The organism is Streptomyces sp. DH10, from assembly GCF_029813805.1.
GTDB lineage: Bacteria > Actinomycetota > Actinomycetes > Streptomycetales > Streptomycetaceae > Streptomyces > Streptomyces coeruleofuscus.
In genome coordinates this window covers 86,486-99,621 of the sequence record NZ_JARVKU010000006.1, presented here as the reverse complement: position 1 = coordinate 99,621, position 13,136 = coordinate 86,486, and the positions used below count along the sequence as shown (strand labels likewise).

At 70.0% G+C, this 13,136-nt stretch carries 15 protein-coding genes; 4 read left to right on the top strand and 11 right to left on the bottom strand.

Translation table 11 applies throughout. The features are described from left to right. Window positions 1-124: 124 nt before the first annotated feature. The 4 genes from QC385_RS14645 to tkt all read left to right on the top strand — a co-directional run bounded on the left by QC385_RS14645 (window position 125) and on the right by tkt (window position 7,532). A complete protein-coding gene (locus QC385_RS14645; protein WP_279541746.1) occupies window positions 125-1,654 on the top strand; it encodes a sugar ABC transporter ATP-binding protein in 1,530 nt (509 codons plus the stop codon). Next, window positions 1,654-2,856 carry an ABC transporter permease gene (locus QC385_RS14640; RefSeq protein ID WP_279541745.1) on the top strand — a complete coding sequence of 401 codons (1,203 nt, stop codon included), beginning with the start codon at window positions 1,654-1,656 and terminating at the stop codon, window positions 2,854-2,856. The genes QC385_RS14645 and QC385_RS14640 overlap by 1 nt, the downstream gene beginning before the upstream one ends. A gap of 145 nt (window positions 2,857-3,001) precedes the next feature. Then, window positions 3,002-4,156, top strand: coding sequence for a substrate-binding domain-containing protein (locus QC385_RS14635; RefSeq protein WP_279541744.1), 1,155 nt, complete (start codon window positions 3,002-3,004; stop codon window positions 4,154-4,156). A gap of 106 nt (window positions 4,157-4,262) precedes the next feature. Beyond that, window positions 4,263-7,532: a transketolase gene (gene tkt / locus QC385_RS44020; RefSeq protein WP_336621291.1), complete on the top strand. Its 3,270-nt coding sequence runs from the start codon at window positions 4,263-4,265 to the stop codon at window positions 7,530-7,532. A 566-nt stretch (window positions 7,533-8,098) separates the two neighbouring features. On the opposite strand, the gene crcB (QC385_RS14620) is transcribed toward tkt, so the two are convergent. The 11 genes from crcB (QC385_RS14620) to QC385_RS14570 all read right to left on the bottom strand — a co-directional run bounded on the left by crcB (QC385_RS14620) (window position 8,099) and on the right by QC385_RS14570 (window position 13,063). Continuing rightward, window positions 8,099-8,473 (bottom strand): fluoride efflux transporter CrcB, encoded by a 375-nt coding sequence (crcB, locus tag QC385_RS14620; protein ID WP_279541743.1) that lies wholly within the window; start codon window positions 8,471-8,473, stop codon window positions 8,099-8,101. After that, window positions 8,470-8,823 carry a DUF190 domain-containing protein gene (locus tag QC385_RS14615; protein WP_279541742.1) on the bottom strand — a complete coding sequence of 118 codons (354 nt, stop codon included), beginning with the start codon at window positions 8,821-8,823 and terminating at the stop codon, window positions 8,470-8,472. Before QC385_RS14615 ends, crcB (QC385_RS14620) begins: the two co-directional genes overlap by 4 nt. After that, complete coding sequence (gene crcB / locus QC385_RS14610) at window positions 8,820-9,302, bottom strand: fluoride efflux transporter CrcB (RefSeq protein WP_279541741.1); 483 nt, start codon at window positions 9,300-9,302, stop codon at window positions 8,820-8,822. The genes QC385_RS14615 and crcB (QC385_RS14610) overlap by 4 nt, the downstream gene beginning before the upstream one ends. Before the next feature lie 205 nt (window positions 9,303-9,507). Then, entirely contained in the window at window positions 9,508-10,170 is a 663-nt protein-coding gene (locus QC385_RS14605) for a class I SAM-dependent methyltransferase (protein WP_279541740.1), read from the bottom strand. A 52-nt stretch (window positions 10,171-10,222) separates the two neighbouring features. Next, a complete protein-coding gene (locus tag QC385_RS14600; protein ID WP_279541739.1) occupies window positions 10,223-10,558 on the bottom strand; it encodes a YnfA family protein in 336 nt (111 codons plus the stop codon). 11 nt (window positions 10,559-10,569) lie between these two features. Beyond that, the gene (locus QC385_RS14595; RefSeq protein ID WP_279541738.1) at window positions 10,570-10,884 is read right to left on the bottom strand and encodes a hypothetical protein; all 315 of its coding nucleotides are present in this window, start codon (window positions 10,882-10,884) and stop codon (window positions 10,570-10,572) included. Beyond that, window positions 10,865-11,314, bottom strand: a complete 450-nt coding sequence (locus QC385_RS14590; protein ID WP_279541737.1) for a MerR family transcriptional regulator — start codon at window positions 11,312-11,314, stop codon at window positions 10,865-10,867. The genes QC385_RS14595 and QC385_RS14590 overlap by 20 nt, the downstream gene beginning before the upstream one ends. After that, the gene (locus QC385_RS14585) at window positions 11,311-11,646 is read right to left on the bottom strand and encodes a hypothetical protein (RefSeq protein ID WP_279541736.1); all 336 of its coding nucleotides are present in this window, start codon (window positions 11,644-11,646) and stop codon (window positions 11,311-11,313) included. Before QC385_RS14585 ends, QC385_RS14590 begins: the two co-directional genes overlap by 4 nt. Before the next feature lie 102 nt (window positions 11,647-11,748). Then, window positions 11,749-12,468 (bottom strand): cation transporter, encoded by a 720-nt coding sequence (locus QC385_RS14580; RefSeq protein WP_279541735.1) that lies wholly within the window; start codon window positions 12,466-12,468, stop codon window positions 11,749-11,751. Next, window positions 12,468-12,803 (bottom strand): ArsR/SmtB family transcription factor, encoded by a 336-nt coding sequence (locus tag QC385_RS14575; RefSeq protein ID WP_279541734.1) that lies wholly within the window; start codon window positions 12,801-12,803, stop codon window positions 12,468-12,470. Before QC385_RS14575 ends, QC385_RS14580 begins: the two co-directional genes overlap by 1 nt. 95 nt (window positions 12,804-12,898) lie before the next feature. Then, window positions 12,899-13,063 (bottom strand): hypothetical protein, encoded by a 165-nt coding sequence (locus tag QC385_RS14570; protein ID WP_279541733.1) that lies wholly within the window; start codon window positions 13,061-13,063, stop codon window positions 12,899-12,901. Window positions 13,064-13,136: the final 73 nt, after the last annotated feature.

The following is a 13,136-nucleotide window of genomic DNA, read 5'->3' as shown; positions in this document are numbered from 1 at the left end:
ATTGACCAGCATGCTGTGATGAGTTCAGGATTCTGGGCGAGCCGATGGATCGGTCCTCGGCCTGTAGATCCCCGGAGAGAAGTCCGTGAACGACGCTCCCGACGACACAGCATCCTGCGCCCCGATGCCCGACAGCCGTGCGGCCACGGAGCCGCTGGTGACCATCCGCGGACTGCGCAAGCGGTTCGGCGGCACCCTCGCCCTCGCCGACGTCGACCTCGACATTCACGCAGGCAGCGTCCTTGCCCTATTGGGGCACAACGGTGCTGGAAAGTCCACACTTATCAAGATCCTTGCCGGGGTCTACCGCGCCGACGAAGGCCAGGTCACCGTGGCCGGCCATCCACTCGGCACCGAAGCTGCCTCCACCGAGATGTCCTTCATCCACCAGGACCTCGGCCTCGTGGAGTGGATGTCGGTGGCCGAGAACATCGCCCTGGGCACCGGCTTCCCCCGCCGCGGTGGTCTCGTCTCCTGGCGGCAGGTACGCCGACGCTGTGTCGAGGCCCTGGACATCGTCGCCGGCCATCTCGACCCCGAGGCGGCCGTCGCCGATCTCACCCGCGCGGAACGCTCCCTCGTCGCGATCGCCCGCGCGCTGTCCACCCGGGCCCGCCTGATCGTCCTCGACGAACCGACCGCCAGCCTGCCCGCCGCCGACTGCGCCCGGCTCTTCGAGGTCCTGCACACCCTGCGCGACCGCGGCCACGCCATCGTCTACGTCAGCCACCGCCTCGACGAGGTCTACCAGGTCGCCGACCGCTTCGCCGTGCTGCGCGACGGGCAGCTCATCAGCCAGGGCCACCTCGCCGACCACGGCCCCGACCGCATCGTGCACGACATCGTCGGACACGAGCCGGAGAGCCACCGGCCGCCCGCCCCCCGCACCACCGGCGCCCCCGCCTCCACCGTGCTGCGACTGAACGGCGTCACCACCGAGGGCGTCGGCCCGATCGACCTGGAGCTGCGCGCCGGGGAGGTCCTCGGCATGGTCGGCCTCACCGGAGCCGGCCACATGGACCTCGGCCGCGCCCTCGCCGGAGCCCGCCCCTTCACCGACGGCGAGCTGCTGCTCGACGGCAGCCCGTACCACCCCGGATCGGTCACCGCCGCCGTCGACGCGGGCATCGGCTTCGTCACCAGCAACCGCCAAGAGGAGGGCTGCACCCTCGAACTCACCGTGCGGGAGAACTTCCTGGCCAACCCCCGCGCGGACGCCCGCTCCCCCTGGCACTGGATCAGCCCGGCACGCGAACGCGCCGAAGCCAGAGCGCTCGTCGCGCGTTTCGGAGTACGACCCGCCGACCCCGAGGCACCGATCGCCACCCTCTCCGGCGGCAACCAGCAGAAGATCATGATCGGCCGCTGGCTGCGCCTGAGCCGCCGCGTGGTGATCCTCGAGGAGCCCACCGCCGGCGTCGACGTCGGCGCCAAGGCCGAGATCTACCGGCTCCTCGACGACGCCCTCGCCGAAGGACTCGCCGTCCTGCTCATCTCCACCGACTTCGAAGAGGTCGCCGACGTCTGCCACCGCGCCCTGGTCTTCGTCCGGGGCGGAGTGACGGCGGAACTGTCCGGCGAAGCCCTCACCGTCACCGAACTCACGCACGCCGCGTCGGCCATGCCGGCGCTGACCGGAAACGGCACCCACTGATGGCCACCGAGACAGAATCCAACCGCCGCGCACAGCGGTCCACCCCCGAGGGCGACAGCAATACGTCGCCGACTCCCCGCCCGACCGGCACCCCTCCCACCAAGCCGTCCCGAGGCACCGGCACCGGTGGCCGAGTACGCGGCCACCTGATCGGCACCCACGGCCTGCTCACCCTCACCGTCCTGTTGTTCCTCGCCTTCTCCGTCGCCCTGCCGGACACCTTCCCGACACTGGCCAACGCCTCGTCGATCCTGTCCAACCAGTCGATCCCGGCGATGCTCGCGCTCGGCGCGATGATCCCCATCGTCACCGGCAAGTTCGACCTGTCCGTCGGCTACGGACTCGGCTTCGCCCACGTCCTGGCGATGCAGCTCATCGTCAACAACGGCTGGCCCTGGCCGCTCGCCTGCCTCGTCGTCATCGTCGGCGGCTGCCTCATCGGCGTCTTCAACGGCCTGCTGGTCGAGTTCGCCAGGATCGACTCCTTCATCGCCACCCTCGGCACCGGCAGCGTGCTCTACGCCTTCACCGGCTGGATCACCGACGGCGCCCGCATCGTCCCCGGCTCCCAAGGCCTGCCCCCGGCCTTCACCGACCTCTACGACTCGCAGTTCCTCGGCCTGCCGGTACCCGCCTTCTACGTCCTCGGCCTCGCCGTCATCCTCTGGCTGCTGCTGGAACGGCTGCCGCTCGGCCGCTACCTGTACGTCATCGGCTCCAACGCCCGCGCCGCCGACCTGGTCGGCATCCCCACCCGCCGCTACGGCATCTACGCCTTCGCCGGCTCCGGCATCGTGGTCGGCTGCGCGGGTGTGCTGCTCGCCGCCCAGCAGCAGATCGGCAACCCCAGCGTCGGCATGGACTACCTGCTCCCCGCCTTCGTGGGCGCGCTCCTCGGCTCCACCGCCATCAAGCCCGGCCGCGCCAACGCCGCCGGCACCGTCGTCGCCGTCGCCATCCTCGCCATCGGCCTCGCCGGCATACAGCAGCTCGGCGCCGAGTTCTGGGCCACGTCCCTGTTCAACGGCGGCACCCTCCTCCTCGCGGTCGGCCTGGCCGGTTACTCCGCCCGCCGCAGGCTGCGCGCAGGGGCCGACGCCACCCGCACGTCCCTGTCCCAGCCATCGGCGTCTTCCGAGTCGGCCCCCGCCGCCGGTGGGGCCGGTCCCCGGCCGCCGTCCGCGCCGGCGGACCAGGCCTGAGCGGCCCACCAGCGGCCCCCGCCCTCAGGTGGTGCCCCCGAGACCGAGGCACCGGGACCCTCCCCGCATCGCACCTCCCCGCATCGCACCCCCGCATCACACCTCCCCGCCTTCCCCTCCCCGTACGTCAGCAAGGAGCTCGTCCATGTCCCGACACCTCGCAGGCAAGGCCTCCCTGAGAGCCATAGCCGTTCTCGCCCTGGTCACCGCCTCCGCCGTAGGCTGCACCCGTGGATCGGAAACCAGCGCCGCCACCACCGTCGGTTCCGGGAAGGCCGGCTGCCCCGCCACCCTCGCCAAGGCCAAGAAGGCCGTCGAGGCGGCCGAGGACGTCAACGCCCCCTGGAACGGCCCCACCACCGGCCCCAAGGCAACCCCCGGCAAGACCATCGTCTACGTCGCCCAGAGCATGACCAACCCCGGGGTCGCCGGGGCCGCCGAGGGAGTCAAGGAAGCAGCCAAGGCCATCGGCTGGAAGATGCGGATCATCGACGGTCAGGGCACCCCGGCCGGCATTCAGGCGGCCCTCAGCCAGGCCGTCGCCGTCAAGCCCGCCGGCATCGTACTGTCCGGCTTCGACCCCAAGTCGACCGCGCAGCAGGTCGCCCAGGCCAACGCGGCCGGCATCCCGCTCATCGGCTGGCACGCCGTGGACGCTCCCGGCCCCAGCAAGAACCCGAAGCTCTTCACCAACGTCACCACAAAGGTCCAGGACGTCGCGAAGATCAGCGCCGACTGGGTCATCAGCCAGTCCAACGGCCGGGCGGGCGTGGTGGTCTTCACCGACGCCTCCATCCCCTTCGCCAAGGGCAAGTCGGACCTGATCGAGAAGGAACTCGCCACCTGCTCCCACGTCAAGACACTGACGACATCCAACATCCCCATCGCCGACGCCAGCAACCGCACCCCCCAGGAGGTGTCGGCTCTCCTGTCCCGCTTCGGCACCAAGTGGACGCACTCCATCGCCATCAACGACCTCTACTTCGCCGACGCCGCCGCGTCGCTGCGGGCCGCGGGCAAGCAGGGCAACGGAGCCCCATTCAGCATCGGCGCGGGCGACGGCGACCCGTCCGCCTTCCAGCGCATCAACAGCAAGCAGTTCCAGGCGGCGACGGTTCCCGAACCGCTGTCCGAGCAGGGCTGGCAGATCGTCGACGAGTTCAACCGCGCCTTCGCCGGCAAGCCCGCCAGCGGCTACGTCGCTCCGGCCCACATCACCACGGCCGACAACAGCGGCGGCAAGTCCTCCTGGGACCCCAAGGGGTACCGCGCGGCATACCGCACGATCTGGGGGAAGTGATCTGCGCCAAGTGCCAGGCACTCCTTCCACTTCCCCCGACAGGGGGTCGCCGAGCTCCCTCCGTCCCCCTGTCCCAGCCATCCTTCACCACTCCGGAGACTCACCCGTGAACCCGCTTCTGCCCAAGGACGCTGCCGACGCCGCGCCCTTCGGCCGCCTCACATGGTCCGAGCTGGACCAGCGGGCCGTCGACACCGCGCGTGTCCTGGCCGCCGATGCCGTACAGAAGGTCGGTAACGGCCATCCGGGTACGGCGATGAGTCTCGCCCCTGCCGCCTACACCCTCTTCCAGAAGGTGATGCGGCACGACCCGGCGGACGCCGACTGGGTCGGGCGGGACCGCTTCGTGCTGTCCGCCGGCCACTCGTCCCTGACCCTCTACACCCAGCTGTACCTGGCCGGCTTCGGCCTGGAGCTGGACGATCTGAAGTCCTTCCGCACCTGGGGTTCGAAGACGCCGGGTCACCCCGAGTACGGGCACACGACCGGTGTGGAGACGACGACCGGCCCGCTCGGGCAGGGTGTCGCCAACGCGGTGGGCATGGCGATGGCCGCCCGCTACGAGCGTGGTCTGTTCGACCCGGAGGCCCCCGAGGGCGAATCCCCGTTCGACCACTTCATCTACTGCATCGCCGGTGACGGCTGCCTCCAGGAGGGCATCTCCTCCGAGGCCTCGTCGCTGGCGGGCCACCAGAAGCTCGGCAATCTGATCCTGCTGTGGGACGACAACCACATCTCGATCGAGGGCGACACCGAGACGGCCGTCTCCGAGGACACGGCTCTGCGGTACGAGGCCTACGGCTGGCACGTGCAGCGGGTGGAGCCGCAGGAGAACGGCGACCTGGACCCGGCCGCGATCTACGAGGCGATCCAGAAGGCCAAGGCCGTCACGGACAAGCCGTCGTTCATCGCGATGCGCTCGATCATCGCCTGGCCGGCCCCGAACGCGCAGAACACCGAGGCCGCGCACGGCTCGGCGCTGGGCGAGGACGAGGTCGCCGCGACCAAGCGCGTCCTGGGCTTCGACCCGGAGCAGAGCTTCGAGGTCGTCGACGAGGTCATCACGCACACCCGCAAGGCGCTGGAGCGGGGCCAGGCGGCCCGCGCGGTGTGGGAGAAGGCGTACCAGCAGTGGCGGGACAACAACCCCGAGCGCGCCGCCGAGTACGACCGGGTCGCGGGGGGTGAGCTGCCGACCGGCTGGGAGGAGAAGATCCCGGTCTTCGAGGTCGGCAAGGGCGTGGCCACGCGTGCCGCCTCCGGTAAGGTCCTCCAGGCGCTCGGCGCGGTCGTTCCCGAGCTGTGGGGCGGCTCGGCCGACCTGGCCGGCTCCAACAACACCACGATCGACAAGACCAGCTCCTTCCTCCCGGCGGACAACCCGCTGCCGGAGGCGGACCCGTACGGCCGCACGATCCACTTCGGTATCCGTGAGCACGCGATGGCCGCCGAGATGAACGGCATCGCGCTGCACGGCAACACCCGGATCTACGGCGGCACGTTCCTGGTCTTCTCCGACTACATGCGCAACGCGGTGCGGCTGTCGGCGCTGATGCACCTGCCGGTGACGTACGTGTGGACGCACGACTCGATCGGCCTGGGCGAGGACGGCCCGACCCACCAGCCGATCGAGCACCTGGCGTCGCTGCGCGCGATCCCGGGCCTGAACATCGTGCGCCCGGCCGACGCCAACGAGACCGCGATCGCCTGGCGCGAGATCCTCAAGCGCTGGACGAAGGAGTTCGGCAAGGGCCAGCCGCACGGTCTGGCGCTGACCCGTCAGGGTGTGCCGACCTACGAGCCCAACGACGACGCCGCCAAGGGCGGTTACGTCCTGTTCGAGGCCGATGGCGGCGAGCCCGAGGTCATCCTCATCGCCACCGGCTCGGAAGTACAACTGGCAGTGGCCGCCCGGGAGCAACTCCAGACCGAAGGCATCCGGACCCGAGTCGTTTCCATGCCATCGGTCGAGTGGTTCGAGGAACAGGACCGGGGCTACCGGGACAAGGTCCTGCCGCCGAGCGTGGAAGCGCGTGTCGCGGTGGAGGCCGGTATCGGCCTCACCTGGCACAAGTACGTCGGGGATGCCGGCCGCATTGTTTCCCTGGAGCACTTCGGTGCTTCGGCCGACGGCAAGGTCCTCTTCCGCGAGTTCGGCTTCACTCCCGAGAACGTGGCCGCTGCCGCCCGGGAATCCCTCACCGTCCGCACAGCAGGAGACGCGCCTCCCATGAATGACGACTCGCTCGAACGTCTCACGGAGGAAGGCGTATCGATCTGGCTGGACGACCTGTCGCGCAAGCGGCTCACGTCCGGCAACCTCGCCGAGCTGATCGACCGGCAGCACGTCGTGGGCGTCACGACCAATCCCACGATCTTCCAGCAGGCGATCGGTGACGGTGGCGACTACGCCGACCAGCTCCACGACATGGCCCTGCGCAGTGTCACGGTCTCCGAGGCCGTCCGCCTGCTCACCGCGGCGGACGTGCGGGAGGCCGCCGACGTCCTGCGCCCGGTCTTCGACAGCACCGGCGGCCGGGACGGGTGGGTCTCCATCGAGGTGGATCCCCGGCTCGCACACGCCGCGGACGCGACGGTCGCCGATGCCAGGCATCTCGCCTGGTTGATCGACCGTCCCAACGTCCTGATCAAGATTCCGGCCACCAGGGCGGGTCTTCGGGCCATCACCGAGGTCATCGGTCTCGGGATCAGCGTCAACGTCACGCTGATCTTTTCGCTGGAACGCTACCGCGAGGTCATGGAAACCTACCTCATGGGCCTGGAGAAGGCGCGCGACAAGGGCCTGGACCTCGACCGGATCCACTCGGTGGCGTCCTTCTTCGTGTCCCGTGTCGACACCGAGATCGACAAGCGGCTGGACGCCCTGGGCACCCCGGAGGCCAAGGCGCTGCGCGGCAGGGCCGCCATCGCCAACGCCCGTCTCGCGTATCAGGCGTACGAGGAGGTCTTCGGCTCCGCCGACGGGGCGACGCCGCCTTCCCACCGCTGGAGCGCGCTGGAAAGCGCCGACGCTAAGAAGCAGCGTCCGCTGTGGGCGTCAACAGGTGTGAAGGATCCGGCATACAAGGACACGATGTACGTCGACCAGCTGGTGGCGCCGAACACCGTGAACACCATGCCGGAGGCCACCCTGAAAGCCGTCGCCGACCACGGTGAGATCACCGGCAACGCCATCACGGGCACCTACGAGCAGGCCCGCGCCGACCTCGACGCGGTCGAGAAGCTGGGCATCTCCTACACCGCGGTCGTCCAAGGGCTGGAGACGGAGGGCATCCACAAGTTCCAGCAGTCCTGGGACACCTTGCTGAGCGCCGTCCGAGGCGCCCGGCCGCGCCGTGACGGAGCCCGGGTGTGACGGAGCCCTGGCGGTGACCGGTGACGTCCCCTGTGCTTACACAAATCCTGGCCATGTCCAAGCGCTTGGACTTCCGCAGGGGCTGAGCACCGGCAGCGAGCGGGAGCGTGCCCGAGGTCTCGCGCCGCGAGAGCGTGGCCAATGGAGATGAGCAAGGGTCCCCCCATAGTCAAGGCGACCTGCTGGCGGATGGGCGTGATCGGCCCTGCCCGGGTCGCTCCGTCGCGCTGGCCGCGCTGGAGAGTGCGTGCGGGGTGATATCGGGAGGGTAGGGCTGGAGAGAGTCAGAGGCGACGCTGCGGTCTCTGAGCCCGGCCTGCGCCAAGATCCGGCCCAAGAAGCTGATCAAGGACCGGCAAGATCGCAAGGTAATGCGCCGGGAGTTGATGACGTCCCAGGAAGTCCTCAGCGAGCTCCGCTGCACGGCATCCAGGACCTGCCCGCGTCCACCTGGCCTATATGGAGCCGAACGGCATGATCAGCGTGTTGACGAGCACAGGCAAGGAAATGGAGGCCCGCAGCAGCCACCCACGCAATGACCGCTCCACCCCTGGCCATCGCTTCTCTCAGGACCAGAGTGCTTCTGCCATTGCGGTGCCGATGAACACTGCGCCGAGGCCGGAGACCAGGCTGGCGATGACGTTGGCGGCGGCGAAGAACTTCGCGCCGGTCTCGGACAGGCGCAGGGTTTCGTAGGAGAACGTCGAGTAGGTGGTCAGTGCTCCGCAGAGGCCGGTGCCGATCAGCAGTTGCAGGGAGTGGGAGGCGGCGCTGTAGGTGACCGCGCCGGTCAGCGTCCCGAGGACGAGGCAGCCGATGACGTTGACGGTGAAGGTGCCCCAGGGGAAGACGGTGTCGTGCAGGGCTTGGATGGTGCGGTCGGTGAGGTAGCGCAGGGGCGCCCCGACCATGGCACCAGTGATGACGAGCAGCCAGTTCACCGTTTGCCCTCTCCGTCGCGGCCGACGTAGCGGATGACTTCGCAGTCGTCGGGGATCACCAGGCCCTCGGTGACGAGTTCGTCCAGCTGCGGCAGGAGGGAGCGGACGCGTTCTTCGCTGTCGACGATGACGACGGCGACCGGCAGGTCCTCGCTCAGCGACAGCAGGCGGGTGGAGTGGATGAGTGAGGAGGCTCCGTAGCCTTCAATGCCGCGGAAGACGCTGTCCCGGGCCAGGCCGGCCTGGTGGGCGCGGGGGACGATCTCGGTGTAGAGAGGCTGGTGATGGAAGGTGCCGTTCTCCCCGATGAAGATCGCCACCCGCAGGGCGGGGCCGTTCAGTCGTATCACTTCTGCCTCCAGGAGATCAGGCGGCGGGTGGTGGTAGCGGCGCACCACACCGCGGTGAGGGCGGCCGGCAGTGTGGCCGCGAGGTAGGCCAGGCTGGTGCCGGCGTGGCCGTCCTGGACAAGGCGCTGGATGTCGACGGCGTAGGTGGAGAAGGTGGTGAAGCCACCGAGCACGCCGGTGCCGAAGAAGGGGCGTATCAGCCGGTGGGCGGACCACACGTCGCTGATGAGGACCCTGAAGACGCCGATGATCGCGCAGCCGGTCGTGTTCATGGTGAGCGTTGTCCAGGGAAAGGTGTCCGGCGCGGTCGGCCAGGCCAGCGAGGATCCGTAGCGGGCTGCGGCGCCCAGGGCGCCGCCGATGGCGACCGCTGCGATCACGGGCGCCTGCCCGCGGGCCAGTTCGCGCCGCTGGGAAGGCACCGGCAGGTCGACATCGGAGTCTGTGGGCTCGGATATCTGCTCGCGCGAACCGGTCATCGGGATTGGGCTCCTACTCGTGCGGCGCCCAGGCATGCGGGCGCGTCTCGTCACAAGTAGGGACTGTTGGCGGCGTCGGTGCCGCGGTTCGGGTGCGGCGAGCCCCACCGCCGCGCGGCCACCCGAATGGCGCAGCCGCTGCGGCCCAGCGTAGCGGAGAGCCAGCGGGCCCAGCGTCAGGCAGCCAACTCCACGGAGAAGTCGGTCATCGTGGCAGGGTCTGGGTGACGCGCCACAGGCGGCGGGGCAGTTCGCCTTCCTCGAAGGCGTGGACCTCCTGCAGGTTCCAGCGGTCGGCGAGGGCATCGACCAGTTCGCGCGGGAAGAAGTGGACCGCGAAGCCGCTGTGCTCGAAGATGTCGTCGCCGTGTGCGGTGCCGGTGCTGTAGTGGGCGTCGCCGGTGTGCCGCACGGTGTAGAGGAACACGCCGCCGGGCCGCAGCACGCGGCGGACCTCGCCGACCAGGGCGTGGATCTCTTTCGTCGACAGCGCCATGCACAGCAGCATGTGGGCGAAGACGGCGTCCATGGAGGTGTTCGGCAGCGGAAGCGGCTCGCGTACGTCGTGCACCGTGGTGGTGACCCGTTGACCAAGGCCCTGGGAGTGGGCGGCGTCGCGCAGCTGTTCCAGCCCGACGGGGCTGAAGTCGGTGGCCTGCACGGTGAAGCCCTCGCGGGCGAAGAACAGGGCGTCGCGGCCGTGCCCGGCGCCCAGCTCCAGCACGTTCGTGGCCCCGGCCGCCCTGAAAGCAGAGGCGGCGTGGACCGCGGGATCGGACGGCTTCTCGCCGTACATGCCCGGGTGGGCGGCGTACGTGTCCTGCCAGTGCCGCCGCTGCGTCTGGGCCAGCTCCTGCTCGTCGGCCACGGTCTGCGCCTTCCTGGTGTGTCCGTTTGAAGCCTGCACCTGCGGCCAGCCGTCAGTGGCTGCGGGGGGCGTACATGATCACGGCCATACCGGCGAGGCACACCAGGGCGCCGATGATGTCCCAGCGGTCGGGCCGGTAGCCGTCGGCGACCATGCCCCAGGCGATCGACCCGGCGACGAAGATCCCGCCGTACGCGGCCAGGATGCGCCCGAAGTTCTCGTCGGACTGGAAAGTCGCCACCACCCCGTACAAGCCCAGGGCGATGACGCCGGCGCCGATCCACGCCCACCCCTTGTGCTCGCGGATGCCCTGCCAGACCAGCCAGGCACCACCGATCTCGAAGAGAGCGGCGACGACGAACAGGGCAACGGAACGAGCGATGGTCATACCGACTGACCCTAGCGGCGGCCCGGACCGCTGATCTTCAGCGGGTCGGTGGACGCCGAGCAGCCGCATCCGCCCTCACCTGCGGTCTTCGGCCCGCAGTAGCAGGAGCGGCGGCTCCGGCCGAGCCACCAGGTTCCGGCGGCGAGCACCGCCAGGACGATGGCGAGGGCGGGCAGCCAGCCCACCACTGCCCCGGCGCCCGCGCCGACGACCCCGGCCGTGATCAGGACGGGGATCGCGCAGCACGCCACGCAGGCCAGGGCGGCCAGGCCCCCGAGCGCCCTCGGCATGCGGCGGGGGCGGGGGTCAACAGCACGGTCCGGCATGGCGGTTCTCCTCGGCGAGGTCGGTGAAGGGGATCGGACAACACGTGCTGGACGCGCAGACGGTCAGGTCGTCGCAGCCCGCCTCCACGGCCGCGGCCAGGGCGGCGCGGATGGTCGTCAGGTCCGCGATCTTCGCGTCGACCTCGGTGAGCTTGGCCGCCGCGCGGTCCTGCAGGCCCGGGACGGGGCGGCCGTGGCGGTGGCGGCCGGCCTCCAGCAGTTCGGCGACCTCTTCCAGCGTGAACCCGAGCCGCTGGGCCGCCTTGATCACCCGCAGTGCGGTGACGGCCTCCTCGTCGTAGAGGCGGTGGCCACCGGGACTGCGGTCGGGTTCGGCGAGCAGACCGCGCCGCTCGTAGTAGCGCAGGGTCTGGATGTTCACCCCGGCCGCGGCAGCGACCTGCCCGCTGCGCAGACCTGCGCCGCTCACGGCACATCCCGGCCGGCCGCTGCGGCGGCCCGCTCGTGGAGGGCGTCCAGCACCGCCTCGTGCGCACCGTCGACCTCCACGTGCAGACGGATCTCCTCCGGGCCGGGGGTGGCAGTGAAGGTGAAGAACGAGCAGCAGCCGCTCTCCCGGGCCACCAGGTCGCGCACCGTCTCCTCCAAGCCCTCACCGCCGGTCAGCACCAGCTCCAGCCTCAGCCGGTCCGGCCGGGAGGAGCTGGCCAGTCGCTCGGCGAACAGTGCGTCGAATTCCGCGACCCTCAGCGGCTGCTCGGCGGTGGGCAGCGTGCAGGACTGCGGTACCCAGGTCGTCATCGTGACCACTCCCGTCATCGTGTCCCCGCACCGTGCGGGCGGGGACATCTCCGACGGTAGACCTGTACCTAGGTACAGGTTGCAAGCCAGGCTGGCCGACTTTCAGCAGCAGTCGCAGCCCTCGCGGCAACCGCACGCATCGGTCCCGGCACCGGCCTTCGGAGCCACGGCGGCGGTGGACGGTGCGCAGCAGCCCTTGCCCTGCCAGGCGTCGCGGCCTTCCTTGACGGCGATGGCGGCGATGACGAGGGCGGCGATGGGGTCGGCCCAGGACCAGCCGAGGGTGGCGTTAAGAACCAGACCCACCAGGAGCACGGCGGACAGGTAGGTGCACAGCAGGGTCTGCTTGGAGTCGGCGACCGCGCTGGCGGAGCCGAGTTCGCGGCCGGCCTTGCGCTGGGCGTAGGAGAGGAACGGCATGATCGCCAGCGACAGTGCGGCGATGACGATGCCGGGGATGGAGCGTTCGGCTTCGCCGGTGCCGGTCAGCGCGCGGGCGGCGTCGATGGTGACGTAGGCGGCGAGTGCGAAGAAGGAGACGGCGATGATGCGCAGGGTGGTCTTCTCGCGGGCTTCGCGTACGGCGTGCTCGCGGGCGGAGAACTGCCAGGCGACCGCGGCGGCGGAGGAGACCTCGATGATCGAGTCGAGGCCGAAGCCGATCAGGGCGGTGGATGAGGCGATCGTGCCGGCGGTGATGGCGACGATCGCTTCGATGACGTTGTAGGTGATGGTCGCGGCGACCAGCAGGCGTATGCGCTTGGCGAGCGCCTCGCGGCGGGCCGGGGACGGCCCGAGGGATATGGACATCCCGGCGGTCATCAGCAGCACTCCTTCGTTGCGGCGTCGGTGCACGTGCGGTCGGTCTCGACGGCCACCACGGCGGTGCGCAGATCGTCCAGGGCGTGGCCGAGGCGTTCGTCGGCGAGCTCGTAGCGAGTGCGGCGGCCGTCGGGAACGGTGACGACCAGGCCGCAGTCGCGCAGGCACGCCAGGTGGTTCGACAGCCGGGTGCGGGAGATGCCGAGCGCGTCGGCGAGGTCGGCGGGGTAGGCGGGGGCGTCGCGCAGGGCGAGCAGGATGCGGCAGCGGATCGGGTCGGCGAGCGCGCGGCCGAACCGGGCCAGCACCTCGATGTCGGAAGCAACAGTCAGCACACCACGACGATACAAGAAATCCTGAATTCAGGGAAACCTGTATCACGATGGCGTGCGGCTCACCGCCGGGCTGCCGAGGGTACGTGCGTGGTCGGCTAGGCGTTCTTGACCAGCAGCGGCAGGTCGTGGGCGAAGTCGTCGACCGTGGTGCCGTGGGTGTAGACGACCCGCCCCTTGTCGTCGCCGGGAGTGAAGGCGATGACCTGGGTGCCGTGGTCGGAGGTGACGGTGCCGTCGTGGTGCTTCTTGGGGTCCTCCACCGAGATGCCGACGCTGAGCGGGGCGTCCCTTGGTCAGTCCGGCCGCGGACAGCAGCACAGCCCCTGTGCTCAC

Coding starts and splice junctions, on each gene's coding strand:
- QC385_RS14585 (WP_279541736.1), bottom strand. CDS start 11,646: ATGACGACCTGGGTACCGCAGTCCTGCACGCTGCCCACCGCCGAGCAG.
- QC385_RS14635 (WP_279541744.1), top strand. CDS start 3,002: ATGTCCCGACACCTCGCAGGCAAGGCCTCCCTGAGAGCCATAGCCGTT.
- QC385_RS14600 (WP_279541739.1), bottom strand. CDS start 10,558: ATGACCATCGCTCGTTCCGTTGCCCTGTTCGTCGTCGCCGCTCTCTTC.
- QC385_RS14580 (WP_279541735.1), bottom strand. CDS start 12,468: ATGACCGCCGGGATGTCCATATCCCTCGGGCCGTCCCCGGCCCGCCGC.
- QC385_RS14595 (WP_279541738.1), bottom strand. CDS start 10,884: ATGCCGGACCGTGCTGTTGACCCCCGCCCCCGCCGCATGCCGAGGGCG.
- QC385_RS14640 (WP_279541745.1), top strand. CDS start 1,654: ATGGCCACCGAGACAGAATCCAACCGCCGCGCACAGCGGTCCACCCCC.
- crcB (WP_279541741.1), bottom strand. CDS start 9,302: ATGACCGGTTCGCGCGAGCAGATATCCGAGCCCACAGACTCCGATGTC.
- QC385_RS14645 (WP_279541746.1), top strand. CDS start 125: ATGCCCGACAGCCGTGCGGCCACGGAGCCGCTGGTGACCATCCGCGGA.